Raw genomic sequence first — 25696 nt, forward strand, 5'->3', positions numbered from 1 at the left:
GAAGAAACGCAAAAAAATGTGGGAGCTGGCTTGCCTGCGATAGCGGTGTATCAGTGCCAGATGGGCTAACTGACAGACCGCTATCGCAGGCAAGCCAGCTCCCACAGTTTGATCGTATTGTCAGCTCAGGCGCTGGCCAGTTCGGAAGTATTGCGCTTCGGCCGCGCCAGCCAATACCCCAACACCGCCAACGGCGCCGTCGCCAACATCACAATCACCGTGATCATCAGCGGTTGCTCGATCATCGACGACACCAACAAGCTGGCCAGGAAGCACAGGCCCAGTTGCAGGGTGTTTTGCAGGGCCGCGGCCTTGCCGGAGTTTTCGGCAAATGGCATCAGCGCATTCGCCACCACGATCGGGTAGCTGGCGCCGTTGCACAGCGCCATCAGGCAGAACGGAATCAGCAAGGTGGTCAGGGTCGGCACGCTCAAGGTGGCCACCAGGTACAACGCCACCATACTCAGGCAATAGGCGCCCAGCAACCACGGCAACAGGGTTTTGCCCGCCAGGTGCTGCAAGGCGCTGCGGCAACTGTAGCCGCCAACGAGAAACGCCAGGGTCGGCAGTACGTAGCTCAGGCCGATGTCATTCGGGCTGTAACCCATGCCGCCGAGGATGAACGGCGAGGCCGTGAGCCATGCGAAGAAGCTGGCCGAACAGGCGGCGAAAATCATCACGTTGCCGGTAAACACCCGCGAGGTGAGCAACTGTCCATACCCCAGACGCGTGGGTCCGTCCTTGTGCTCCACACGCTTGGGCAGGCTACGCAGGAACAAGGTCGGCAACAGCAGCAACAGCGACACCACCAGCAACACGCCGAAGATCGCCTGCCAGCCAAAGTGATTCAACACCATGGCACCCAACAACGGTGCAAGGGCCGGCGACAGCGACATCAACGGCATAATGCTGGCGAAGACGCGATGGGCCTTGTCGGCCGGGTAGCGATCAATCACCAATGCCTGCCAGCTCACGGCCGCGGCACACACACCAATCGCCTGTATAAAGCGCAGCGCCAGCAGTTGCGGGGTGGTCTCGACCCAGAACATGCCCAGGCAACCGAGCACAAACAGGCTCAGGCCGGCGAGCAGGATGGGCTTGCGCCCCAGGCGGTCCGAGAGCGGCCCCCAGACCAACTGCCCCACCGCAAAGCCGGCGAGAAAAATGCTCAAGCTGGCACCCACCGCGCCAGCACCAATATTCAACTGCTCGCCCATGGCGCCAAACGCCGGCAAGTACATGTCCATGGCGAGATAGCCGAGCATACTCAGCCCCGCCAGATACCAGGTAAAACCAAAAGAATTTTTCATCGAAGCCTTGTAAAAACTGCCATCAAACTATTTGCTGACTGGCGCCCATTATGAAGCTGACAAAACCTGTGTGAAGCGATAATAATTGGACACTCTCATCAATAATTTTGAAGGCAGCCCACATGTGGTCGGAATATTCTCTGGATGCGGTCGACGCCGTCGCCCGTCACGGCAGCTTCAGCGCCGCCGCCCAGGAACTGCACCGCGTACCGTCGGCCATCAGTTACACCGTACGCCAACTTGAAGAATGGCTGGCCGTGCCCTTGTTTGTGCGCCGGCATCGCGACGTGGAACTGACCCCCGCAGGCCGCCTGTTTATCGACGAAGCCCGCAGCGTGATGAAGAAAATGCTCGGCACCCGACGCTTGTGCCAGCAGGTGGCCAATGGCTGGAGCGGCCAGTTGAAGGTGGCGGTGGACTCCATCGTCAAACCCCAGCGCTGCCGCCAATTGGTGCTGGACTTCTATCGGCAGTTTCCCGAGGTGGAACTGCTGCTCGAATACGAGGTGTACAACGGTGTATGGGATGCGCTGGCCGATGAGCGCACCGACATCGTGATCGGCGCCACCAGCGCAGTGCCGGTGGCCAGTCACTTCAGCTTCCGTGACATGGGCCTGTTGAACTGGCTGTGTGTGGTCAGTGCCCGGCACCCCTTGGCGGCGGTGGAAGGCTTGCTCAGTGATGACCAATTGCGCCCTTTCGCCTCACTGTGCATGACTGACACCTCGCGCAATCTGCCCAAGCGTGACACCTGGACCCTGGATAACCAGCGCCGCCTGGTGGTGCCCAACTGGGCTTCGGCCCTGGATTGCCTACGCGATGGGCTGTGTGTAGGGATGGCGCCGGCCCATCAGGTATTGCCATGGATCGAGCGCGGCGAGTTGGTGGCGCTGCAATTGAGCCGGCCCTTTCCAGCCAGCCCATCATGCGTGGCGTGGGCGCAAAGCAAGCTTTCGCCGGCCATGGCGTGGTTGCTGGAATACCTGGGAGATACCGAAACCATGAACCAGGAATGGCTGAATGGCCCCTCCCTCTGAACCCCACACAGAACCACTGTGGGAGGGGGCTTGCTCCCGATAGCGGTGTATCAGTCAATATCTCCAGTGGCTGACACACTGCTATCGGGAGCAAGCCCCCCTCCCACACTTTGATTGCGTTTTCAATCCAGCAATCGGGTGATGGTCCGTACGATCATCTCGGCTTCCTTGGCATCCAACGTCAGCGGCGGCAACAGGCGAATGATCTTGCCCCGTGTGACGTTGATCAGCAGCCCGTGCTCCTGGGCGGCACGTTGGGCCAGGTCGCGATAAGGGCTGGCCAGCTCAATCCCGATCATCAAGCCTTTGCCACGAATTGCCCGGACGTGCGGGTGCCCATCCAGCTCCATGCGCAAGCGCGCCAGCAAGTGTTCGCCCTGGTATGCGGCGTTTTGCAACAAGCCTTGCTCATGAATGATATCCAGCACGGTGCAACCGACACGGCACGCCAGCGGGTTGCCACCAAAGGTGCTGCCATGACTGCCTGGGGTGAACAGCTCGGCGACGGCGGCGCGGGCCAGGCAGGCGCCGATGGGCACGCCATTGCCCAGGCCTTTGGCCAGCGTCATCACGTCTGGCACGATGCCTTCGTGCTGGAAGGCAAACCAGGTGCCGGTGCGCCCGATGCCGGTCTGGATTTCGTCGAGCATCATCAGCCAGCCGTGGCGCGTGCAGTGGTCGCGCAAGGCTTTGAGATAACCCACTGGCGCCACCACCACACCACTTTCACCCTGGATCGGCTCAAGCAGCACAGCTGCGATGCGCGTGCCGAACTGCGCAGTGATCACCTCCAAAGCCTGCATATCGCCAAAGCCTACCTTGATGAAATCCCCCGGCAGGCGCTGAAAGCCCAGGCGCACCGACGGCCCGTCGCTGGCGGCCATGGTGCCCAGCGTGCGGCCGTGAAAGGCGTTCTCCATCACCACCACCAACGGTTGTTCAATGCCTTTTTTCCAGCCATGCAAGCGCGCCAGTTTCAGCGCTGTCTCGTTGGCCTCGGCGCCGGAGTTGTTGAAGAACGCGCGATCGAGCCCGGACAGCTGCGCCAGGCGTTGGGCCAGCCGTTGTTGCCAGTCGATGCTGTAGAGGTTGGACGTGTGCAGCAGCAAACCGGCTTGTTCGCTGATAGCTGCCACCAGCCTGGGGTGGGAATGGCCAACATTGGTCACCGCCACGCCGGCGACAGCGTCCAGGTATTCGCGGCCCTGCTGGTCCCAGAGGCGCGTGCCCAGGCCACGGGTGAAGCTCAGGGCCAAGGGTTGGTAGGTGCTCATCAGGCAGGCGGCGGTCATGGTTGCGGCTCCAGTGCATCGTTGCGGTGATGGAAGTATCGTTAACCACCTGCGCTGGATAAACTGCGAATATCTGCAATGACTTTAAACCAGGGCTTGATAATGGATCTGTTCCAGGCAATGTCGGTGTACGTGAAAGTGGTCGAAACCGGCAGCATGACTGCCGCCGCGCAAGAATGCGGGATGTCGACCACCATGGTGGGCAACCATCTGCGGGCGCTGGAGCAACGGCTGGGCGTGAGCTTGCTCAAACGCACCACGCGTAAGCAGAACCTGACCGAATTTGGCGGCCAATATTATCAGCGCTGCCTGGAAGTGCTGGGGCTGGTGGCGGACTCCGAACTGCTGGCCGAGCAAATCCACAGCGAAGCTCCTAAGGGCAGCCTGCGCATCACAGCGCCTCCCGTGTTCGGCACCGAACGCCTGGTGCCGGCCTTGAGCGAGTTTTCCCAGCGCTACCCGCTTATCGACCTGTACGTGGTGCTGGGCAATGAACGCATGGACCTGGTCGACAGTGGCTTCGACGTAGCGATCCGTCTCGGTGAACTGGGGACCTCCAGCCTGATCGCCCGGCCTATGCAGCCCTATACGCTCACCCTCTGCGCATCGCCTGCCTACCTGGCGCGACGCGGCACGCCGCAGACCCCACAGGACCTGCAACAACATGACTGCCTGGCATTCGCCTACCCTGCGAACGACAACTGGCGTGACACCGACAAACTGTGGCGCATGAGCGAGGATGGCAGCGAGGTGGAGGTTCCGGTGGCGGGGTCATTGACCATCAACAGCTCGCAAGGCTTGCGCCAGGCGGCCGTCAACGGCATGGGCATCACGATGCTGGCCGACGCCCTGGTGCAACCGGACCTGGAGAGCGGCAAGCTGGTGGCCCTGTTAACCACGTATAAATTGCCCAGCCGCCCGATGCACCTGCTGTATCGCCATGACCGTTACCGCCTGCCCAAGCTGCGGGCATTCGTCGATTTCGTCATGGAAAAGTGGGCACATTAAAGGCCACGCCCAACGCCCGCAAACGCGCAGCGGTACGCTCGGCAGATACATGATGAATGCCCTGCCAACCCAAGGCGATAGCGGCCTCGGTGTTGCCGGCGACATCGTCAATAAACACCACTTCACGCGGTTTTATGTCCGGCAGGTCAGCGCGGATCTGATCAAGGCTGGCGTGGTAGATCGCCGGATCAGGCTTGATCAATTCCAACTCGCCGGACACGACGATGTTTCGAAAGAGTTGCAGGAACGGATAGTGGGCCCGAGCGTAGGGGAAGGTCTCCGCCGACCAGTTAGTAAGCCCGAACAATGGCATATCGACTTTGTGCAACGCCTTGAGAATCGCCACACCGTCGGCTAACTCACCGCGCAGCATCTCGTGCCAGCGCTCGTAGTAAGCCTGGATCAAGGGTTCGTGATCGGGATGCAGGTCAATCAGGGTGCGGGTGGCTTCGGCCAGGGTACGACCGGCATCTTGCTCGGTGTTCCAGGCCTGGGTGCAGATGTTGTCGAGGAACCACTGCCGCTCTGCCTCATCGGCGATCAGCTTGCGGTACAGGTGCTGCGGGCTCCAGTCGAACAGGACACCGCCGAAATCAAAAACTACTGCACGAATCGTCATCAGATCCTCCGTTGGCGTGGCTTGATAGCAGCTGGAGTCTGGCAGATCTGGAAGAGAGAGGCGCGCGTCGGGGCGTAAGAAGTGTCTGAAAAGACTCGGATCAACTGTGGGAGGGGGCTTGCTCCCGATAGCAGGGTGTCAGCCACTGAAGATAGTGACTGATACACCGCCATCAAGCCCCCTCCCACATTTTGGTCTGGATCAGACCTTAAGCTTGGATCAGGCCGTTGATTTTGACGGTCGGGTTCACATCCGCGTCGTAATCCACGCCGTCAACTTCAAAGCCGAACAAGCGCAGGAACTCGGCCTTGTAGCCGGCAAAGTCGCTGATCTCATTGACGTTGTCGTCGGTAACCTGGTTCCACAACGCAGCCACGGCGTCCTGGACCTTCGGTTCCAGCTCAGCCAGGTCGGCGCGCAGGCGGCCATCGGCGTCGAGCTTAGGTTCTTTACCGTACAGGCTGTCCTTGAACAGGCCGTAGACTTGCTCGATGCAGCCTTCGTGGGTGCCCTGCTCTTTCATCACCTTGAACAGCAACGACAGGTACAGCGGCATGATCGGGATCGCCGAGCTGGCCTGGGTCACCACGGCCTTGAGCACAGACACGCGGGCGTCGCCCTTGAGCGCCGCCAGGTTTTCGCGCAGGGTCAGGACTTTCTTATCCAGGTCTTTCTTGGCTTCGCCGATGGAGCCGTTCCAGTAGATGTCCTGGGTCAGCTTCTCACCGAGGTAGGTGAAGGCGGTGGTCTTGGCGCCTTCGGCCAACACATCGGCGTCACGCAGGGCATCGATCCACAGCTGCCAGTCTTCGCCGCCCATGACCTTCACGGTGCCGTCGATTTCTTCCTGGGTTGCAGGCTCAAGAGTGGTGTCTACCACTACGCCCTTGTCGGTGTTGATACCGCGCAGGGTCACGGCCTTGCCGATTGGCTTGAGGGTGGAGTTGTGCACCACGCCTTGCGGGTCGGTACGGCGTGGCGCGGCCAGGCTGTAGACCACCAGGTCGATCTTGCCCAGGTCTTTCTTGATGGTGTCGATGGTCAGGCGCTTGATCTCGTCGGAAAACGCGTCGCCGTTGATGCTCTTGGCGTACAGGCCTTTTTCCACGGCAAACTTCTCGAATGCCGCGCTGTTGTACCAGCCGGCGGAGCTCAGCTTGCCTTCTTCGCCTTCTTTCTCAAAAAACACGCCCAGGGTGTCGGCGCCGCAGCCAAACGCGGCACTGATGCGCGCGGCCAGGCCGTAACCGGTGGAGGCGCCGAGGACCAGCACCTTCTTGGGGCCGCCTTCGATGACGCCATTCTTGGTTACGTAGTCGATCTGCTCTTTGACGTTCGCTTCACAGCCAACAGGGTGGGCGGTCACACAGATAAAGCCACGAACCCGCGGTTTGATGATCATAAAAATTTCTGCCTCTTCCAAGGTGCCGAAGGCCAATGGTGGCCATTCAACTTCAATCGTACCGGTCTATGACGTCCAAAAAACCGAAGCGTCACGATAGTCGCAAATCTTCTGTTCTCAAAATTCAATCCACAAAACGTCGAAGCCTGCACGGCAACGGTTACAAATTGTGCAGCGGCTTCACAATTTCACCCTATTTAAAAACGCCTGCCGGCGCCAGAAACCCCTATGATGACGACATTGTTTCAATATGTTTCGGCCTTGGAGCCTCGTTTCATGAGCAAAAATGCTGTCGGCAAAAAGCTGGTGTCCCTGGCGTGGGCACTCGGCGTTCTGCTGTTGATCTATTGTTTCCCGCGCAGTTGCCTGGTGTTTCTGCTGTTGGTGGTGTGCTGCGGCGTTTATGACTTCCTGCGTAACGGCCTCTACGACCGCGACACCATCAAGAAATACTTCATCGGCAACGGTCGCAATACCTGGGTGCTGGCACCGTTCAACACCCTGCTCGATCTGCTGAGCAGCCGCAACCGCCATGTCTATACGATGCAAGACCTGCCACCGGCCTGGCGCGAAGACCTGCAACAGGTGATCGACGACGCCATGGCCCGCAAGGATGAAATCATCGGTTACCTGGACGAACGCATGGCCGAGAAGAAACGCGGCATGTTGTTTTTCCAGTGGTACGGCCGCCCCATCGAGACCACGCTGGATATCCCGCAACTGCGCAAGAAATTGCCATTCGTGAAGACCATCGGTGTCTCGGTATTCAACGAGAACCGTTCCACGTCCTTTCACTTCGGCCCCCTGCGCATGATGTTCCGCGTGCTCTACAACATGGCCCCGGCGCCCCACCACGAAGGCGTGTATATCCAGGTAGGCAAGCACAAGCACTACTGGCACGACGACCCGCTGTTCATCTTCGATGACACCCTGATGCATGCGTCCTTCAACAAAAACGACGCCAAGCGCTACTGCCTGTTCATCGACATCGTGCGCCCGACCTTGCTGCCGTCAGTGCTCAACGCCGTGATCGCAGGCTTTGCCGGGCTGGTCTTTACCCTGCGTCGGGTTTTCTACAAAAACTGGAAGCTGATTCAGTAAGTTCTGCGGCATGATGGTGCTGGACGGTATTTGCGCTGGGCCTCGCGCCTGAGGTAAATAACCGTCTCGTGCGACCTTAATTGGCGCTCACCATTCTCAAGCCATCGCCCTGAAACGGGCGCGGTGGCTGTGCTTTCAAGGAATCAGAATGCCCCAACGTCAAGTCATCAATGCCTCCGTCAGCCCCAAGGGCAGCCTCGAAACCCTGTCCCAACGTGAAGTGCAGCAACTGAGTGAAGCCGGCACCGGCAGCATCTACACCCTGTTCCGCCAATGCGCCTTGGCCATCCTCAACACCGGCGCGCATATCGACAACGCCAAGACCATCCTCGACGCCTACAAAGACTTTGAAGTGCGTATTCACCAGCAGGACCGCGGCGTGCGCCTGGAACTGCTCAACGCCCCGGCCGATGCCTTTGTCGATGGCGAGATGATCGCCAGCACCCGCGAGATGCTGTTCAGCGCCTTGCGTGACATCGTCTACACCGAGAACGAGCTGGACAGCCAGCGCATCGACCTGAGCAACTCCCAAGGCATCACCGACTACGTGTTCCATCTGCTGCGCAACGCCCGCACGCTGCGCCCGGGTGTGGAGCCCAAGATCGTGGTGTGTTGGGGCGGCCACTCGATCAACACCGAAGAATACAAATACACCAAGAAAGTCGGGCACGAACTGGGCCTGCGCAGCCTCGATGTGTGCACCGGCTGCGGCCCCGGCGTAATGAAAGGCCCGATGAAGGGCGCGACCATTTCCCACGCCAAGCAACGCATCACCGGCGGGCGTTACCTGGGCCTGACCGAGCCTGGAATCATCGCCGCCGAAGCACCGAACCCCATCGTCAATGAGCTGGTGATTTTGCCGGACATCGAAAAACGCCTGGAAGCCTTCGTGCGCGTCGGCCACGGCATCATCATCTTCCCCGGCGGCGCCGGCACGGCAGAAGAGTTTTTGTACCTGCTGGGCATCCTGATGCACCCCGACAACCGCGACGTGCCGTTCCCGGTGGTGTTGACCGGGCCCAAACACGCCGCGCCTTACCTGGAACAGCTGCACGCGTTCGTCGGCGCCACCCTCGGCGAAGCGGCGCAGCAGCATTACCAGATCATCATCGACGACCCCGCCGAAGTGGCGCGCCAGATGACGGCCGGCCTCAAGGCAGTGAAGCAGTTCCGCCGCGAGCGTAACGACGCGTTCCACTTCAACTGGCTGCTGAAGATCGACGAAGGCTTCCAGCGCCCGTTCGACCCCACCCACGAAAACATGGCCAGCCTGCAACTGAGCCACGCGCTGCCGCCCCATGAACTGGCAGCCAACCTGCGCCGGGCGTTCTCGGGGATCGTGGCGGGTAACGTCAAGGACAAGGGCATCCGCCTGATCGAAGAGAACGGCCCGTATGAGATCCACGGCGACCCGGCGATCATGAAACCGCTGGATGAATTATTGAAGGCGTTCGTGGCCCAGCACCGCATGAAACTGCCGGGCGGCGCGGCGTATGTGCCGTGCTATCGCGTGGTGCAGTGAGGTAGCGGCGGTAGGTCATAGTTTGTATCTGTTTGGGGCGTAGCCAACGGTGTGAGGATCGAGCATTCGGACTAGGGTTTTACTACCGACTGACTCACACCTGCGAGCGACCTATGGACCAACGGATATTGTCCTCTGTCATTCCTTACCCTAAGGTAAGGAATATCACGATGGAGATCTTCACTATGGCTACCGCCACACTCACTTCAAAAGGGCAAATCACCATCCCTGTCCAGGTCAGGACAGCCCTGGGCCTGGAAACAGGCGACCGGGTGGAATTCGTCGAGATGGAAGACGGCAAGTTTTCCATGATCGCCGCCAGCAAAACCGTCAAGGACCTCAAGGGGTTGATCCGCAAACCCGCTCACACCGTGTCTATCGAAGACATGAACCGAGCCATCGCGGCCCAGGGAGCAACCGCTGGATGATCGGCCTGGATACCAACGTGCTGGTGCGTTATGTGACCCAGGACGACCCGGTTCAATCAGCTAAAGCATCCCAACTGATCGAATCGCTCACTGCCGCCTCACCCGGTTTTGTCAGCCTGGTGACGCTTACGGAGCTGGTGTGGGTGTTGCAGTCCTGCTACCAGTCGACCAAAAGCGACGTGGTGACGGTGCTGGAAACCTTGCTGCACACACGGGAACTGACCGTCGAGCACGCCGATATCATCTGGCAGGCCCTGCGCAAGTTCACCGCAAGCAAAGCGGACTTTGCCGACTGCCTGATCGAACGCTGTGGCCACGCAGCCGGTTGCGAGTACACCGCCACCTTTGATCTGAACGCGGCCAAGGCAGCGGGGATGAAACGGATCGGCTAGGCCGGCTTTTTTGTAGGAGCGAGCGTGCTCGCGAAAAACGCCAACGATTACGCGAGCACTCAGGGAGCACGCGGTGCCTGTGGTTTTTTCGCGAGCAAGCTCGCTCCAATGGGAGATGGCGTTGGGTCAGCGGACCCAGCCACCGATCTGCCAATGGTAGCCATCATTGCGCTGCACCCAGTGCGGGTGTACGTAACGATAACCCTGACGCACCGGTTCCCAATGGCCGTGCACTGCTACATAACGCCCGCCCTCCCAACGCCAGTAACCGCGTGACCAGATATAACCTTCGCGCACCGCCGGCTCGACTTCGATCACCTGCACCGGCGGCGGTTGCGGCGCGACCACATCAACGTACTCGTGTTGTACCGGCCTGCGCTCATGCACCACACGCTCTTGTACACACCCGGAAGCGGCGACCACCATGGCGGCCAATGCTGCATAACGTAGCAACATACAAAACCCTCGGGCACAAACGCCCAACACCTGCATCAGAAAGAAATCCTTCCTTTGTTGCAGCCGGGCCCTGCTTGGGCCTGGGTTATTTTTAACAGGAGATGTCTGTCGGATTGCTGAACCTGTAGACCTTTAACGTGCCTCCCGGCGACCGCCACGGTGATGAACCTTCATACCGGACCAAAACGTCCCAGTACGGTATCGACAAAGCGCCGCAACTTGGCGGTGCGTTGGCGGTTTGCGGTGTAGACCAAATGCATCGACCGGCTTGGAGCCTCAAACTCCGGTAGCACCCGCACCAACTCGCCACTCGCCAACGCCGTTCGCAGAAAGTCTTGCGGGCCGAGCACAATGCCAAAACCATCCAATGCCGCCGACATCAATGCCCGGCTTTCATTGATGAGCAAACGACTGGCCACTCGTACCTTGTAGGAAACCGTGCCCTGGAAGAACACCCACTCTCGATCCGCCGGACGCGATGAAAAGGCGTACCCCAGGCACTCATGACGCTCAAGATCTGCCGGCTTCTGAGGTGTGCCTCGCGCCACCAGGTAAGCCGGTGCAGCGCAGGCCACCAACCGATAAGGTGCGAGGGGCCTCGCCGTCAGGCCGCTCGTGCCCAGCGGACCAATGCGAAACGCGGCGTCGTAGCCCTCCTCCACCAAGTCGACGAAACGATCCGTCAGGTGCAAATCGACTTCTACCTGTGGGTTGTCACGTAAAAACCCGGTGATCAACGGCATCAAGCTGTAGGAGCCAAAGGTCACCGGGGCGGTGACCTTCAGCCTGCCGCGCGGCGTGTCGTTCATGATCTGTGCCAGGGAGTCGGCGGCCTCGGCCTCCGTCAGGATATGCTTGCAGCGTTCGTAATACTCCCCTCCCAGTTCAGTCAGGCTTTGTCGACGCGTAGTGCGGTTGAGCAATCGCGCACCCAAACGTTGTTCCAACGCGGTGACATGCTTGGCCACCATCTGCGGCGACATGCCCAAGCGTTCGGCGGCCCTCGCATAGGAGCCCAATTCAGCGGCTATCACGAAGGCGTTCATGCTTGATAGGCGGTCCATCATTCCAAACTCCCAGTAACAACACCCACACCGAAATGCGGATTTATCACGTTATGGTTGCCAATCATCATAGCCACTTCCTACTTCCACTGGAGCAAGCACATGAAGATTGGCGTGATTGGAGCAGGTTTTATCGGGCGTGCCGTGGCGCAACTGGCGCTTGCCGCCGGAAATAAGGTGATGTTGAGCAACTCCCGCGGCCCACACACCATGAGCAGCGTGGTGAGCGGCATACTCGGCGTGCAAGTGGGCAGCGCGGATGATGCCGCCAGGTTTGGCGATGTGGTACTCGTGGCGATTCCGCTGGAGCACTACCGCAGCGTCCCTGCCCAATGGCTGGAGGGCAAGACGGTGATGGACGCCAACAATTACTACCCCGATCGCGATGGGCATATCCCGCAACTGGACCGGTTTGAAACCACCACCAGCCGATTGCTGGCCGACCATTTGCCGCAATCACACGTGGTGAAAGTATTTAATGCGATCTTCGCCCCAGACCTGACGCAGGATGCCCGCCCGCGCGGCGCTCCTGACCGCCGCGCATTGCCAGTGGCAGCAGATGACGCTGCGGCAAAGGCGCAAGTGATTAGGTTACTCGACGAACTGGGCTTCGATGCCGTGGATGCCGGAGGGCTGGATGAAAGCTGGCGATTCGAGCGGGCTAAACCGGCGTATTGCGTACCCCTGAACCAAGCGGGCTTGAAGGCTGCGCTGGCAGCGGCCGAGCGTACGGTTGAGCTGCCCCCGGTGGAGCGACACCCGCCGCGCGCCTGATCGTTCACGCACAAAAAAGCCCGCTGACCGTCACCGGTTCAGCGGGCTTTTTCGTAGGTGTTGCTTACAGCGCCAGGTCAGACGCCGGCTTGCTCGGCTCAGCCGCAGGCTTGGCAGCCTCGGTAGCCTGTGGAGCAGCCAGTTGCGGGATCGCTGGCGGTGGTGTCAGTTGCAGCACACCGGCCGTGTAGGCCCATTCCTTGGCAACAGCTTCAGGGCTGTCGTTCAGCTTGGTGCCGTAGCTTGGCACGATCTGGTGCAGTTTTTCCTGCCAGGCCGGGCTTGCTACCTTGTCCTTGAAGACTTTTTGCAGCACGGTCAGCATGATCGGAGCCGCGGTGGACGCGCCTGGCGATGCACCCAACAGGCCGGCAATGGAGTTGTCAGCAGAGCTGACCACTTCGGTACCGAGTTTCAGCACGCCGCCCTGCTCTTCGTCACGCTTGATGATCTGCACGCGCTGGCCGGCTTGCCACAGGCGCCAGTCGGACTGCTTGGCGTTCGGGAAGTACTCTTGCAGCGCCTTGAAGCGGTCGTCGTCCGACAGCATCAGTTGGCCGGCGAGATACTCGACCAGTGGGTATTCACGAATACCGACTTTGGTCATGGGCCAGATGTTGTGGGTGGTGGTGCTGGTCAGCAGGTCCAGGTACGAGCCTTCTTTCAGGAACTTGGTCGAGAAGGTTGCGAATGGGCCAAACAGGATCACGCGCTTGCCATCCAGCACGCGGGTATCCAGGTGCGGAACCGACATCGGTGGCGAACCGACCGAGGCTTTACCGTAGGCCTTGGCCAGGTGCTGCTCGGCGATTGTCGGGTTCTCGGTCACCAGGAACGAACCACCGACCGGGAAGCCAGCGTATTCCTTGGCTTCCGGAATGCCCGACTTCTGCAGCAGGTGCAAGGCACCGCCGCCGGCGCCGATGAACACGAACTTGGCGTCGGTTTCAGTTTTGGTGCCGTCTTTGAGGTTTTTGTAGCTCACACGCCACGAACCGTCGTCGTTGCGAGTGATGTCCTGCACTTCGCTCGACAGCTTCAAGTCAAACTTCGGCGTGGTTTGCAGGTGAGCGACGAACTGGCGGGTGATCTCGCCGAAGTTCACGTCGGTACCGATCGGGCTCCAGGTGGCCGCGATTTTCTGGCTCGGGTCACGCCCTTCCATCATCAGCGGAACCCACTTGGCGATCTGCGCCGGGTCTTCGGAGTACTGCATGCCGGCGAACAGCGGGCTGGCCTTCAGGGCTTCGTAGCGCTTTTTCAGGAACTTGATGTTGTCATCGCCCCACACAAAGCTCATGTGCGGTGTGGAGTTGATGAACGAACGCGGGTTCTTCAACACGCCCTGCTGAACCTGCCAGGACCAGAACTGACGGGAAATCTGGAACGCTTCGTTGATCTCGACCGCTTTCGGGATCTCAACGTTGCCGTTCTTGTCTTCCGGGGTGTAGTTCAGCTCAGCCAGGGCCGAGTGACCGGTACCGGCGTTGTTCCAGCCGTTGGAGCTTTCTTCGGCTACGCCATCGAGGCGCTCGACCATCTCCATCGACCAGTCTGGTTCCAGCTCATTGAGCCAGACACCCAGGGTCGCACTCATGATGCCGCCGCCGATCAGCAGCACATCGACTTTCTTTGCCTCTTCCGCGTGAACGGACGTGATCCCCATCGACAAAGCCAGCCCCAGCAGGGCAGTGTTTACTTTTTTAAACATCAGTAGCACCTATGATAAAACGCCATCCGCCCTACCGCCCCCGATCATGAGTAACCCTCGTTCACGCTACGTCAGGCAACGTACCGCGGGGTCTGCACATTCACATGAAGGCTGCAGGGTGGGCACACAAGGCCGATGGATCGACCTCACTGTTATGTCCCTTCTGCGCTGACTTCTTATCGTTATTGGCTTCAGCTACCTGGGCGACAGCCAACCGCTGGGACGTATACGGGTGTACGCACCAGGGAAAGACTAGACCAAGACGGCGCGCAGAATATCACGCTAAACAGCGTTTATGCGCCGTTTGGCCAATTGACAGGCCTAAATCGCGGGTTTTAATGCGCCGGTGTCAAGCCTGACAGCCGCGACCTGCGGTCACAGGCCTGGAACTCTCACGCAAATGGCGGTTCTAGACACCTTCGCCGTTGCCTGCGTAGCATCGGCAGCTGTCCTTCGTGCACACCTTCCACACAGAGTTACCCATGACTACCCAGCAAACACCCGGGCACGTACTGCCCGCGCGCAGCGCCGCGAAAATGGAAGCGGCCATGGCCGTAGGCGCCTTCGCGATCGGCACCGGCGAATTCGCCATCATGGGCCTGATGCCCGACATCGCCCAGAACCTGGGCCTGAGCGAACCGCAAGTCGGCCACGCCATCAGCGCCTACGCCCTGGGCGTGATGGTCGGCGCCCCACTGCTGGCCATCCTCGGCGCCAAGCTGCTGCGCAAACACATGCTGCTGTTGCTGATGGGCCTGTACGCCCTGGGCAACTTCGCCACCGCCTTCACCCCCACCTTCGGCTCGCTGGTGGCCTTTCGCTTTATCAGCGGCCTGCCCCACGGCGCCTACTTCGGCATCGCCGCCGTGGTCGCCTCCAGCATGGTGCCCACCGACAAACGCGCCGGCGCCGTAGCCCGCGTGATGATGGGCCTGACCCTGGCCATGCTGCTCGGCAACCCCATCGCCACCTTCCTCGGCCAACACCTGGGCTGGCGCTCGGCGTTCGCCCTGGTCAGCGTGATCGCCCTGCTCACCATCGCCCTGGTCTGGCAATTCGTGCCCCACCGCCACGACGAACAACGCAGCGACCCGCGCAAGGAACTGCGCGCCTTCACCAAACCCCAGGTCTGGATGGCCCTGTCCATCGGTGCAATTGGCTTTGCCGGGATGTTCTGCGTATTCAGCTACCTGGCGCCAACCATGCTCGAAGTGACCAAGGTCTCGCCGCAATGGATCCCCTTCGGCCTCGCCGCGTTCGGCGTCGGCGGTATCATCGGCAACATTGCCGGCGGCAAGCTGTTTGATCGCATGCAGTTTCGAGCCGTAGGCTTGATATTGGTGTGGTCGATGGCCGTGCTGCTGTTCTTCCCCTTCGCCGCCTCGTCGCTGTGGGGTGTGCTGCTGAGCATGGGATTGGTTGGCACCATGGTCGCATTGGCGGCGCCGTTGCAAATTCGCCTGATGGACATTGCCCACGAAGCGCCAAGCCTGGCGGCAGCGTCCAACCATGCCGCGTTCAACCTGGCTAATGCGCTCGGCCCGTGGTTTGGCGGCATGGCCATTACTGCCGGTCTAGGCTGGACCAGCACCGGCTACATCGGCGCCGCAACAGCCCTGGTCGGCCTGGGCCTCTACCTGATCGCTCGGCGTATGAAAGGCGGCCACTAACGCCACAAGTTTTGCGCCGATCATAGATCCAATGTGGGAGGGGGCTTGCCCCCGATAGCAATGGGCCAGTCAACACACCACTGACTGCCCCCCTCCTTCAATCATCATGCAACAACCCCGAACCATACTCCCCATAACTACTCCCCAGCCCACTGCCGCCAAAATTCATCTTGGCGGCTTTGCCGGGGCTGTGGTCCCCAAACGCCTGGCATCCACCAGAAAAGCACGGGTCACTATTCACAGCTGGTGAAGATGAACAAGCACTCAACATCAACGTGCCGGTGATCATCACGACTTTGACGAGATTCGAGATCATGATTTTTCAACTCCCTGTGGGCTGGAGGCGCTGGGGTCCTCTCTTGCAGGCAATCGTAGGCCTCAAAGGCGCAGGGAATTATGAAACTTTGCTGGGGGACAGCATGAGTTCAAGTTGCCGCCTTGGGTAAGGCGGCAGGGATGGTTGTCAGGCTTTGACTGAGGCAGTCACAGGCGCAACTTGCTCCTGGGCTCGGTCAACCAGCAGCGAGCTCAACTCGATTAACTGCTGAATGCCTAGGGCGATGGCGCGCTGGGAATCGTCGAGGTCGAACGCCAAAGTGGCGGCCATTTCGTTGGCGGCTGCGAGGTTTTCGGCGGCGTTAGCCAGGAGGGTTTCGGGGTCGAGGGTTGGGTTTACGAGGAATAGGTTGTTGCTTGGACATTCGATGGACGATTTACTTTGATCAAGTGAAGGACTGCGAGTGTCGTGGTGCATGGGCGAAGCTCCAATATTCGGGAGTTAAAAACGCCTTAGCAATACGGACTTCCACCTCCGGCCACTGGGTATTCAGCGGCTTGACGAGATTAGCTATGGATGATCCAGGGGGCAAGCCGAAAAAGCGTAGGATATTTCCTGGAAATCCTGACCTATTCCCATAGATCACTCTGTCGCTTCATACGTTGCACCGATGAGGGCTTGGACAAAATATTTTTAAAGGCATTAATTTGTTAAAGGCTTCCAGACCAGATTTCTGCGTACCATTTTTTGCACCTTTCATGCTGTAGAAGCCCCTACTGAGTACCGGCATTGAGTGCGCACATTTTGAATATCGATCAAGTGCCCGTTTTCTTGACGCATCGAAAAACACAAAGTATTTTTCAGCTCCCCTCCTTTTCGGCTACCTCTGCCGTGCACCGCCCAGGCGTTAACTCGCGAAGCGGTCATACAGATGCCGACACTTACACGGCCGCTATTTACCGGCGAGCCTCTATTTAGATATCAAGTGTATAAGGTTGATTTCATGATTATTCGTCAGGCAAGTGCTGCCGACTATCCGCAACTGCTCGACATTTGGCTGCGATCCGTTCGCGCCACTCACCATTCTTCAAGAGTCCGACATAGATGCGCTGCTTCCGCAGCTCCGCGACATCTATCTACCCGTTGTTGACGTATGGGTTGCGGTAGACGTGAAAGACAACCCGCTTGGCTTTATTGGACTCAACCAAAGCCACGTAGAAATGCTCTTTATTGATCCTGATCTTCGCGGCCAAGGTATGGGCCGTGCACTACTAAATCACGTTCGCAGTTCGCGCTCTACGATGAGCGTTGACGTAAACGAGCAAAACCCCCAGGCGGTAGGCTTCTATCTCCATTACGGGTTCGTTCAAACAGGCCGCTCTCCTTTGGATGGTGAAGGCAGGCCGTTCCCGCTACTACACATGAACTTATCCCGCTAAGAGCACGATAAAGAATCGGCCCTACACATTCGTGTAGGCCGACTCACAAGTAGTGAAACCAGGCCCCCAGGACCGAAAAGAGGCCGTGCGTTCGGGAAAAGGGGACCGGGAAACGGGGACAGATTTATTTAATATTTGGGGCTCGCGCCACCCAATCAACACCCAGCCCCCTCCGACCCATTCCTGATAAACTGCCCACCCTTCGCATTCTCCATCCAAGACTCCAATGCCTTCAGCCATAGCTCCACCGAAAGCCCTCTCCCGCCGCTTCTCCGTCGCCCCCATGATGGACTGGACCGACCGCCACTGCCGGTTCTTCCTACGCCTGCTCTCCAAACACGCCCTGCTCTACACCGAGATGGTCACCACCGGCGCTATCCTCCACGGCGATCACGAGCGCTTCCTGCGCCACAACGAAGCCGAGCACCCGCTGGCGCTGCAATTGGGCGGCAGTGTTCCGGCTGATCTGGCCGCCTGCGCCCGTATGGCCGAAGCCGCCGGTTACGACGAAGTGAACCTGAACGTCGGCTGCCCCAGCGACCGCGTGCAGAACAACATGATCGGCGCGATCCTCATGGCGCACCCTGCCCTGGTAGCGGATTGTGTGAAGGCGATGCGCGATGCGGTATCGATCCCGGTGACGGTGAAGCACCGTATCGGCATCAATGGCCGGGACAGTTATGCCGAGCTGTGTGATTTCGTCGGGACGGTAAAGGATGCAGGTTGCACCAGTTTTACCGTGCATGCGCGGATTGCGATTCTGGAGGGGTTGTCGCCCAAGGAGAACCGGGACATTCCGCCGTTGCGTTATGACGTGGCGGCGCAGTTGAAGCGGGATTTTCCGGAGTTGGAGATTAATCTCAATGGCGGCATCAAGACGTTGGAGCAGTGCCAGGAGCATTTGCAGACGTTTGATGGGGTGATGTTGGGGCGGGAGGCTTATCACAATCCGTATTTGCTGGCCGAGGTGGATCAACAGCTGTTTGGCAGCACTGCGCCTGTCATCACCCGCGCCGAGGCGCTGGCACAGTTGCGCCCGTATATAGCCGAGCACTTGGCAACAGGTGGCTCGATGCATCACATCACGCGCCACGTTCTGGGGCTGGGAACCGGTTTCCCGGGGGCGCGTAAGTTTCGGCAATTGTTGTCGGTGGATATTCATAAGGCGGTGGATCCGTTGGCGTTGCTGGATCAGGCGGGGGAATTGTTGGAGGGGCGGTGACGGGTTGGGTGTCAGTGGGGGTATTTGGGGCTGACAGACCGCTTTCGCGAGCAAGCCCGCTCCCACAGTTTTGAGCGATGTGTGTCAGGTGAATGTCAGTGGCTGGACTGGCGTTATCGCAGGCAAGCCAGCTCCCACAGTTTGACTGATGGGGGTCAGGTGAATATCAGTGGCTGGGCTGGCGTCATGCACGCAAGCCGGCTCTCACAGTTTGATTGGGGTGGTCATCGGGCAGTTGGGTTGAACCTGCCAGCGATTTTGCCCTCCTATTGAACACCACTGCCGGTAATTCAAACGGCCGTTTCCAGGTTATTGCCCTCGCAAACGACCTAACGCATTTGCGCCCTTGAGCGCCTGCCAGCGCTCGGGTAATGTCATCAGACCCACAGGACAGAGCACGCCCATGACTTCCAAGCTGGAACAACTCAAGCAATTCACCACCGTCGTAGCCGATACCGGCGATTTTTCCACCCTCGCCAAGCTCAAGCCGCAAGACGCTACCACCAACCCTTCCCTGCTGCTCAAGGCTGCATCGATTCCAGGCTATGCCAAGCTGCTGGATGAGTGTGTACAGGACTGCAACGGCGATGTGGGCCTGGCCAGTGACCGCTTTGCGGTGGCGGTGGGTCAAGAAATTCTCAAAGTAGTGCCGGGCCGTATTTCCACTGAGGTGGATGCGCGCCTGTCGTTCGACGAGGCAGCCATTCTCAAGCGTGCGCACCGTCTGATCGACCTGTACGACAAAGCCGGGGTTAGTCGCGATCGCGTGCTGATCAAGATCGCCTCCACCTGGGAAGGCATCCGCGCCGCGGAGAAGCTGGAAAAAGAAGGCATCCAGACCAACCTGACGCTGTTGTTCTCCTTCGCCCAGGCCGTTGCCTGTGCTGAAGCCGGTGTGTTCCTGATTTCGCCGTTCGTGGGCCGTATCTACGACTGGTACAAGAAGGCCAACGGCAACGACTACACCGGTTCCGATGACCCGGGCGTGCAGTCGGTGACGCGCATCTACAACTACTACAAGGCCAATGGCTACAAGACTGTGGTAATGGGTGCGAGCTTCCGTAACCTGAGCCAGATTGAAGAGCTGGCCGGGTGTGACCGCCTGACCATCAGCCCGGACCTGCTGGAGAAGCTGGCGGCGGATGAGGGCAAGCTGGAGCGCAAGTTGGCGCCAGGCCATGCCGGTGAGGCGCGGGTGCATATGACTGAAGCGCAGTTCCGCTGGGAGTCCAACGAGGATGCGATGGCGACTGAGAAGCTGGCAGAGGGTATTCGCCAGTTTGCTCGGGATCAGGAGAAGCTGGAGGCGTTGTTGTCGGCCAAGCTGTAAGGGCAGATAGCAGCAAAAAGGGCGGCACCTGTGAGGGTGCCGCCCTTTTTTGTGTGCGCCAGCCTCAAGCCAGTCGCAGATCAACTGTGGGAGGGGGCTTGCTCCCGATTGCGGACTGTCAGTTGGATATGTGCCGACTGATACACCGCTATCGGGAGCAAGCCCCCTCCCACATGGGTATGTGTTTCGACAGGGAAGCCGTCAGTGGCGCTCTAGGGCGTTGACCAGGTCGTGGAAGGCTTCGCGGTTGGACTCGTTGAGGCCCATGAGGATCTTGTGCGCTTCCAGCACCTTGACCCGCACGATTTCTTCGGACTGGTCTTGCGACGGCAGGTCGGTGAGGCATTCCGGGCAGGGAATTGGGCGGTCAACGATGTTGAACACCTGGTCAAAGCCCATCGACTGCAATAGACGGGTGATGTCTTCGTGGGTGGTGACCACAGTCGGCAACAGGCCGACCTTCTGCCGCGACAGAATCGACAGCTTGGCCAACAGCCCCAGAGTGGTGCTGTCGATGCTGCGGGTTTCGGTCAGGTCGATCACGATCGCCGAGAAGTTCAGCGCTGTGAAGATCCGCTCAATCGTCGCATCCAGGGCCGAACACAAGGTCAGGCGCACTTCGCCGACAAACTTCAGGACGAAGGTCCCGTCTTGCTCGGCGAATTGGATTCTTCCGGTACTCATCAAAGATTCCTGCTCAACACCAATAGGGCGATATCATCCGGCATCTCCCCTAGCGTGGCCAATCCAAAAACCTGCCGCAGACCATCCAGGCTGCCGCCCGCCGACTTGACCTTTTGGGGCAAGGCGGCTTCTTTCTCTTTGAGTGTAGGCTCTGGAAGAAGGTCCAGGATGCCATCGGACATCAGCGTCAGGCTGAAGGTCGGCGGCAGTTCCAGGATGTGGTCTTCGTAGGTGGCTTCGTTGAACAAGCCCACCGGCAGGCCACGCCCTTCCAGGTAGCGCACACTGTCAGGAGTGTACAAAACAGGCATCGGCAGGTGACCGCCAATGCTGTAGGTCAAAAGACCGGTTTCTTCGTCGATCACGCCGCCGACCATCGTCACGTGCTTGCCCAGCTTGCAGCTGATCAGGCCCCGGTTGATGTGGCCCAGCACCTCGGAAGGGGTGAACTCCGGCAAGGTGCCATTGCGCTTGGACTCGAACAACAGCCGTGTGGTCATGAACTTCAACAACACGGTCACAAAGGCAGAAGAGGCGCCATGGCCGGAAACGTCGGCCAGGTAGAACGCCACGCGTCGCTCATCGACGCGGAAGTAGTCGACAAAATCACCCGACAGGTACAACGACGGGATGATCTGGTGGGCAAACTTGAACTCGTCGATGCTCCAGGGGCTCACCGGCAGCATGTTCATCTGCACCTGGCGACCGGCGTTCTGGTCTTCCTGGAGCAGATTCAGGCTGGCTTCGAGCTCGCGGTTGGCGGTCTCGAGCTTTTCGCGGTAGCGCTGGTTTTCCAGGAGCAGGCGGGCACGGTCCAGGGCGCGGCGCACCGAGTGCTCCAGCACGGCCAGGTCTTCCAGGGGCTTGATCAGGTAATCGGCAGCGCCCAGGCGCAGGGCTTCGACAGCGTCGTTCATGACACCGGCACCGGACACGACAATCACCGGCGTTTGCGGGGCAAGCTCGGTCACCTGGCGAATCAGCTCCAGGCCGCCCATCTGGGGCATGCGCAGGTCGCAGATCACAAGGTCGGGCTTGTCGCGCTCGAATACCTGGAGACCCTGTTGGCCATTACTGGCCTGCAGGACGCTGAAGCCACTGTCTTCCAAGTAGGCCGCGAGGCTCGCGCGCACTACTTCGTCGTCATCGATTATCAGCAGCGTGGCACTGGTTTTTTGCATGTGGGCAAACGGCGCCAGAATTAGGTTGGCGTAGGCGGCTCGGCAATGGCCGGGCTCACGTACTGGATTCGCTTTCTAGCCTCTCTGTCCTACAAAGCATTGGGATTTCGCCCATGCACAACGGTAAAGCAGAGGTGCCCTTCTAAGGCGCAGACGGTACTCCCATCCGTGAGGGGTTTCAAGCTCATGGCGATGGTCGCCGGGCGTCTTTACCCTGCAAATCACCGGGAGTTATAAGAACCGCTTGGACCACAACACAAAGTAAGGTTGGAGCACGCATAAAAAAAGGCGACCATAAACAGGTCGCCTTATTTCATTTCAAGATGTCACGGCTTAAAAGTCGTCGACAACCTTGCCATCCTTGACCTTGAACTCACGGTTCTGCAGGTAGGCGTTACGGATAAAGGTGTACTTGTCGCCGCTGATCAGCTTCTCGCTGTCGAGCAGGCTGGCGCGCACGTCAACGACGTTGAGGCCGAAGGTGCTGTTACGCCAGCCGATGTCGTTCATGTAGCGGTACGGCTGGGTGTAGCTGTCGACGTACTTGGACGGCGCATCACGCAAGGTGCTTGGGCCCAGCAATGGGATCATCACGTAGGGGCCGCTGCCGACGCCCCAGTAGCCGAGGGTCTGGCCGAAGTCTTCGTCGCTGCGCTGCAGCCCCATTTTGGTGCCGACATCGATAAAGCCCAGCACGCCAAAGGTGGTGTTGACCAACAGGCGAGCGGTGTCGACGCCTGCATTGTGCGGCTTGAGTTGCAGCACGTTGTTGGCCAGGTTGCCGACATCGCCGATGTTACGGAAGAAGTTGTGAACGCCGTCCTGCACAAACTGCGGGGTGACGAACTGATAGCCCTGGGCGATCGGCTTGAGGGCGTAGGTATCAACGGTGTCGTTGAAGGTGAAGATCGGGCGGTTGACGCTTTCCCATGGATCATCTTCCGACGCGGCTTGAGCGGCGAACGGTGCCAACAGGATGGTGGCACACACCGATAGCTGAGCGAAGTAGTGGCTCCAGCGCATAGCTTTTGCTCCTTGAATGGTCTGTCATGGGCGCTATGCCCTGAATAAGGCCGTCAGTATATGACGGAAGTGTGTGTTTAGGCAGCTACCAGGGTCCTGTCTCACGAAAAATGCACAAAATTCCTACAAACACTGTCAGTGTCATGGCCTTGTCATGCCACCCCGATAGTGTTGCTGCTATTTCAGGGACGTTCAGATGCCACACGCCGAGATTGCCATCGCCACAGCCTCCTCGTTGACCGCCGTGCTATTTGGCCTGAGTGGCTGCCTGGTGGATTTCGGTTCCCTGGCGCGTACCGACTCGCCCTGCCCCGGCTGCGTGGCTACACCCGGCGCCTTGAAAAGCCTGCGTAGCCTGAAAGAACAAGGCGTGCCCTGCGCCTGGCTGGATGAACTGCCCCCATCGGTGACCGCGCCCCTTTCCGCCAGCCTGCCGAGCTGGATCAAGGCCGCCTCGCCCTCCTCCATCCGCTGGCCCGCGCCCCACGCCTGCTGGCAAGCCTTGATGGAGTTGAACATTGAGCGCCTGGAAGGCTGCGTGCTGGTCAGCGGCGAGCCGCGCCTGCTGCAATCGGGCTTGAATGCCGGGTTGTGGACTATCGGCCTGGCGTCCTGTGGCTCGCTCTGCGGCCTGTCACCCGAGCAATGGCAGGCACTGACCGCGCAGCAACGCGAATACAAGCGCGGCAAGGCGACGGTAGCGCTCTATGGTCTGGGCGTGCACTCGGTGATCGACCACCTGGGCGAGTTGGGCAGTTGCCTGGCGGACATCAGCCTACGCCGGCTCAAAGGCGAGAAGCCCTGATCAAGATCATGCACGGTTGGCCGCAGTGGATTAATCTACAGGCCAGCCCGTAGACCTTTCACGGCGTGCCGTGGTCTATGCCAGTGACTATCGATAAAAGGAAAGACGTCATGCCTGATCGCAAAAAGCTGGAAGAACAGGTCGAGATTCTGCGTGGGCAGTTGGAACAGGACCCGCCGCTGTCGGAAGAAAAACGTGAAGCGCTGGAAGCCCTGATTGCCAAGTTTGAATTACAACTCGAACTTGAACCGGCGACTCAGACGCCCAGTATTTCCGACGATGTGAATCAAGCGGCCATAGAGTTCGACGCTGAACACCCGGTCATTTCCGGGACATTGCGCAATATCATGATCACCCTGGGCAATATCGGCATCTAACCCGAACACAGGCCCAGCAAAAAACCAAAATGTGGGAGGGGGCTTGCTCCCGATAGCAGAAGTTCAGACACAGATGCTGTGACTGACACGCCGCTATCGGGAGCAAGCCCCCTCCCACATTTAGTTTTGTGTGCAGGCTTACTGGCGCGCCAGGCGCACGTTCAGGAATTGGGTGTTCTCAGTGCTGCGGTACGGGTTGATATCCAACCCTCCTCGACGCACATAGCGCGCATACACCGTCAACTTCTCCGGCTTGAGCAAGCGCTGCAGGTCGAGAAAGATGCGTTCCACGCACTGCTCATGAAAGTCCGAGTGCTGGCGAAAACTCACGATATATTCCAGCAGGCTGGCGTGATCCAGCGCCGCGCCACGGTACTCCACCACCACACTGCCCCAATCGGGCTGGCTGGTCACCGGGCAGTTGGATTTGAGCAGGTGGCTGTGCACACTCTCCTCAACAACACGCGAGTCATCGCAACGCAGCAACTCCGGGCGCGGGTGCTCGTAGCTGCTGACATTGATATCCAGGCCGTCAATGCACGCACCCGGCAACGCCATCACACCTTCGGCCTCGATGTCGGCCAGGCTGCGGATGCGCACAGTCACCGGCTTGCCGGCAGCAGCGCTGAGGTCGGTGCGCAAGGTGGCTTCAAGGCTTTGCGTATCGGCAAACGCAGTCTGGTTCAGCGAGTTGAGGTACAGCTTGAACGACTTGGACTCGATGATGTTCGGCGAGTCCGCCGGAATGCTGAACTCACCGATGGCCACCACCGGCTTGCCCGATGGCAGCAACCAGGACAGTTCGAAGCAGTTCCAGAAATCTACGCCCTTGTACGGCAGGGTGTCGGCGCTCAGGCCCAGTTCGGCCCATTTGGCGGCACGCGGAATCGGGAACAGCAACGAAGGCGTATAGGTAGAGATGTATTCACTGGACTTGCCCAGCGGCGAATGTTCGGCTGCGGGATGCATGGCGGAAACCTGGCTAAATAAACCGCGCCAGTCTACCAGCCTTTGCCCCCGCCCTTAACAAACGCCTCACTCAACGGTCAGTTTGCCGACCATGCCCGCCTGATAATGGCCGGGGAGGTTGCAAGCGAACTCCAGGCCAGTGGTCTTGGTGAAGGTCCACGTCAGTTCGGCCGTCTTGCCCGGCTCCACCAACACACTGTTGGGATCGTCATGCTTCATGCCGCCCATATCGCCGTGGCCCATGGCGCTGTGGTCCATCTTGCCCATACCGGTGGCGGTGAGCATGCCGCTGGCTTGCATCTGCAGCATCTCTTTCTGGTGAGCGGCATGCATCGCCGCGTCGCCCAGGTTGAATTCGTGGAGCAACCGGCCTTTGTTGACCAGTACAAACCGCACGGTTTCACCGGCTTTTACGTCCAGGCTCTTGGGCTCGAAGGCAATGTCCTGCAGGGTGACTTCCACGGTACGCGTGGCCTTGGCTGCCGGAGCCGGCTGGCCGAACGCGTAACCATGAGCCGCATCCGCCAGCGCATTGAAGCTAAGCGCCAATAAGCAGCCCGCCATTAACAGGGATGTACGCAACGCCATTTCTCACGCTCCAAA

Annotated in this window: 26 protein-coding genes and 1 pseudogene; 13 read left to right on the forward strand and 14 right to left on the reverse strand. The window is 59.4% G+C overall.

Annotation, left to right across the window (positions count from 1 at the left end; translation table 11 throughout):
• Positions 1-125: 125 nt before the first annotated feature.
• Positions 126-1310 carry a purine nucleoside transporter PunC gene (gene punC / locus E4O98_RS03480; RefSeq protein ID WP_228309546.1) on the reverse strand — a complete coding sequence of 395 codons (1185 nt, stop codon included), beginning with the start codon at positions 1308-1310 and terminating at the stop codon, positions 126-128.
• Positions 1311-1432: 122 nt separating this feature from the next.
• Here punC and punR point away from each other — a divergent pair, with 122 nt between their 5' ends.
• Complete coding sequence (gene punR, locus E4O98_RS03485) at positions 1433-2347, forward strand: DNA-binding transcriptional activator PunR (protein WP_248134155.1); 915 nt, start codon at positions 1433-1435, stop codon at positions 2345-2347.
• Positions 2348-2469: 122 nt separating this feature from the next.
• Here the strand turns inward: punR and E4O98_RS03490 are convergent, their stop codons facing one another.
• On the reverse strand, positions 2470-3639 hold the full coding sequence (locus E4O98_RS03490; RefSeq protein ID WP_248128203.1) for an aspartate aminotransferase family protein: 1170 nt from the start codon (positions 3637-3639) through the stop codon (positions 2470-2472).
• Between the two features lie 102 nt (positions 3640-3741).
• On the opposite strand from E4O98_RS03490, the gene E4O98_RS03495 reads away from it, so the two are divergent.
• Positions 3742-4647, forward strand: coding sequence for a LysR family transcriptional regulator (locus tag E4O98_RS03495; RefSeq protein WP_032877192.1), 906 nt, complete (start codon positions 3742-3744; stop codon positions 4645-4647).
• On the opposite strand, the gene E4O98_RS03500 is transcribed toward E4O98_RS03495, so the two are convergent.
• On the reverse strand, positions 4625-5266 hold the full coding sequence (locus E4O98_RS03500) for an HAD family phosphatase (RefSeq protein ID WP_248134157.1): 642 nt from the start codon (positions 5264-5266) through the stop codon (positions 4625-4627). The two genes, E4O98_RS03495 and E4O98_RS03500, sit on opposite strands and share 23 nt — an antisense overlap.
• A gap of 208 nt (positions 5267-5474) precedes the next feature.
• On the reverse strand, positions 5475-6668 hold the full coding sequence (gene fabV, locus E4O98_RS03505) for an enoyl-ACP reductase FabV (protein ID WP_032881058.1): 1194 nt from the start codon (positions 6666-6668) through the stop codon (positions 5475-5477).
• Positions 6669-6944: 276 nt separating this feature from the next.
• Between fabV and E4O98_RS03510 the strand changes: the two genes are divergently transcribed.
• The 4 genes from E4O98_RS03510 (at position 6945) to E4O98_RS03525 (ending at position 10111) form a co-directional block, all read left to right on the forward strand.
• The gene (locus E4O98_RS03510) at positions 6945-7769 is read left to right on the forward strand and encodes an aspartyl/asparaginyl beta-hydroxylase domain-containing protein (RefSeq protein ID WP_078820650.1); all 825 of its coding nucleotides are present in this window, start codon (positions 6945-6947) and stop codon (positions 7767-7769) included.
• Positions 7770-7917: 148 nt separating this feature from the next.
• Entirely contained in the window at positions 7918-9291 is a 1374-nt protein-coding gene (ppnN, locus tag E4O98_RS03515; protein ID WP_005786258.1) for a nucleotide 5'-monophosphate nucleosidase PpnN, read from the forward strand.
• A 170-nt stretch (positions 9292-9461) separates the two neighbouring features.
• Positions 9462-9719 (forward strand): AbrB/MazE/SpoVT family DNA-binding domain-containing protein, encoded by a 258-nt coding sequence (locus E4O98_RS03520; protein WP_005786256.1) that lies wholly within the window; start codon positions 9462-9464, stop codon positions 9717-9719.
• Positions 9716-10111: a type II toxin-antitoxin system VapC family toxin gene (locus tag E4O98_RS03525; protein WP_228309541.1), complete on the forward strand. Its 396-nt coding sequence runs from the start codon at positions 9716-9718 to the stop codon at positions 10109-10111. Before E4O98_RS03520 ends, E4O98_RS03525 begins: the two co-directional genes overlap by 4 nt.
• 126 nt (positions 10112-10237) lie before the next feature.
• Here E4O98_RS03525 and E4O98_RS03530 read toward each other — a convergent pair whose 3' ends face one another.
• Together E4O98_RS03530 and E4O98_RS03535 are read right to left on the reverse strand one after the other, a co-directional pair.
• Complete coding sequence (locus tag E4O98_RS03530; RefSeq protein WP_005786252.1) at positions 10238-10567, reverse strand: YXWGXW repeat-containing protein; 330 nt, start codon at positions 10565-10567, stop codon at positions 10238-10240.
• 170 nt (positions 10568-10737) lie between these two features.
• Positions 10738-11634 carry a LysR family transcriptional regulator gene (locus E4O98_RS03535; protein WP_248134159.1) on the reverse strand — a complete coding sequence of 299 codons (897 nt, stop codon included), beginning with the start codon at positions 11632-11634 and terminating at the stop codon, positions 10738-10740.
• A gap of 99 nt (positions 11635-11733) precedes the next feature.
• Between E4O98_RS03535 and E4O98_RS03540 the strand changes: the two genes are divergently transcribed.
• Positions 11734-12405 (forward strand): NAD(P)-binding domain-containing protein, encoded by a 672-nt coding sequence (locus tag E4O98_RS03540; RefSeq protein WP_248134161.1) that lies wholly within the window; start codon positions 11734-11736, stop codon positions 12403-12405.
• A gap of 64 nt (positions 12406-12469) precedes the next feature.
• Here E4O98_RS03540 and mqo read toward each other — a convergent pair whose 3' ends face one another.
• Positions 12470-14116 carry a malate dehydrogenase (quinone) gene (mqo, locus tag E4O98_RS03545; protein WP_072434393.1) on the reverse strand — a complete coding sequence of 549 codons (1647 nt, stop codon included), beginning with the start codon at positions 14114-14116 and terminating at the stop codon, positions 12470-12472.
• A gap of 482 nt (positions 14117-14598) precedes the next feature.
• Here mqo and E4O98_RS03550 point away from each other — a divergent pair, with 482 nt between their 5' ends.
• Positions 14599-15786, forward strand: a complete 1188-nt coding sequence (locus E4O98_RS03550; protein ID WP_043047472.1) for an MFS transporter — start codon at positions 14599-14601, stop codon at positions 15784-15786.
• Between the two features lie 97 nt (positions 15787-15883).
• Here the strand turns inward: E4O98_RS03550 and E4O98_RS03555 are convergent, their stop codons facing one another.
• A complete protein-coding gene (locus tag E4O98_RS03555) occupies positions 15884-16102 on the reverse strand; it encodes a hypothetical protein (RefSeq protein ID WP_080889019.1) in 219 nt (72 codons plus the stop codon).
• A gap of 147 nt (positions 16103-16249) precedes the next feature.
• Entirely contained in the window at positions 16250-16540 is a 291-nt protein-coding gene (locus E4O98_RS03560) for a DUF6124 family protein (RefSeq protein WP_248090874.1), read from the reverse strand.
• A gap of 526 nt (positions 16541-17066) precedes the next feature.
• Between E4O98_RS03560 and E4O98_RS03565 the strand changes: the two are divergent.
• The 3 genes and pseudogenes from E4O98_RS03565 (at position 17067) to tal (ending at position 20054) form a co-directional block, all read left to right on the forward strand.
• Positions 17067-17502: pseudogene (locus tag E4O98_RS03565) on the forward strand (acetyltransferase).
• Between the two features lie 226 nt (positions 17503-17728).
• Positions 17729-18724, forward strand: a complete 996-nt coding sequence (gene dusA, locus E4O98_RS03570; RefSeq protein ID WP_248134163.1) for a tRNA dihydrouridine(20/20a) synthase DusA — start codon at positions 17729-17731, stop codon at positions 18722-18724.
• A gap of 403 nt (positions 18725-19127) precedes the next feature.
• A complete protein-coding gene (gene tal, locus E4O98_RS03575; RefSeq protein ID WP_003189693.1) occupies positions 19128-20054 on the forward strand; it encodes a transaldolase in 927 nt (308 codons plus the stop codon).
• Positions 20055-20255: 201 nt separating this feature from the next.
• On the opposite strand, the gene rssC is transcribed toward tal, so the two are convergent.
• The 3 genes from rssC to E4O98_RS03590 form a co-directional block, all read right to left on the reverse strand.
• Entirely contained in the window at positions 20256-20738 is a 483-nt protein-coding gene (gene rssC, locus E4O98_RS03580; protein WP_010212025.1) for an anti-sigma factor antagonist RssC, read from the reverse strand.
• Complete coding sequence (gene rssB, locus E4O98_RS03585) at positions 20738-21919, reverse strand: two-component system response regulator RssB (protein ID WP_005786210.1); 1182 nt, start codon at positions 21917-21919, stop codon at positions 20738-20740. Before rssB ends, rssC begins: the two co-directional genes overlap by 1 nt.
• A 333-nt stretch (positions 21920-22252) precedes the next feature.
• Positions 22253-22942 (reverse strand): VacJ family lipoprotein, encoded by a 690-nt coding sequence (locus E4O98_RS03590; RefSeq protein ID WP_005786208.1) that lies wholly within the window; start codon positions 22940-22942, stop codon positions 22253-22255.
• 196 nt (positions 22943-23138) lie between these two features.
• Here E4O98_RS03590 and E4O98_RS03595 point away from each other — a divergent pair, with 196 nt between their 5' ends.
• Positions 23139-23747: an HAD family phosphatase gene (locus tag E4O98_RS03595; protein ID WP_248134165.1), complete on the forward strand. Its 609-nt coding sequence runs from the start codon at positions 23139-23141 to the stop codon at positions 23745-23747.
• A gap of 110 nt (positions 23748-23857) precedes the next feature.
• Positions 23858-24124 carry a DUF4404 family protein gene (locus tag E4O98_RS03600; RefSeq protein ID WP_103733543.1) on the forward strand — a complete coding sequence of 89 codons (267 nt, stop codon included), beginning with the start codon at positions 23858-23860 and terminating at the stop codon, positions 24122-24124.
• A gap of 138 nt (positions 24125-24262) precedes the next feature.
• On the opposite strand, the gene queF is transcribed toward E4O98_RS03600, so the two are convergent.
• Positions 24263-25093, reverse strand: a complete 831-nt coding sequence (gene queF / locus E4O98_RS03605; RefSeq protein ID WP_032877206.1) for an NADPH-dependent 7-cyano-7-deazaguanine reductase QueF — start codon at positions 25091-25093, stop codon at positions 24263-24265.
• A 66-nt stretch (positions 25094-25159) separates the two neighbouring features.
• The gene (locus tag E4O98_RS03610; protein WP_248134167.1) at positions 25160-25681 is read right to left on the reverse strand and encodes a cupredoxin family protein; all 522 of its coding nucleotides are present in this window, start codon (positions 25679-25681) and stop codon (positions 25160-25162) included.
• Between the last annotated feature and the right edge of the window lie 15 nt (positions 25682-25696).

Origin of the sequence: Pseudomonas sp. W2Jun17 (assembly GCF_023127795.1) — a bacterium.
GTDB lineage: Bacteria > Pseudomonadota > Gammaproteobacteria > Pseudomonadales > Pseudomonadaceae > Aquipseudomonas > Aquipseudomonas synxantha_A.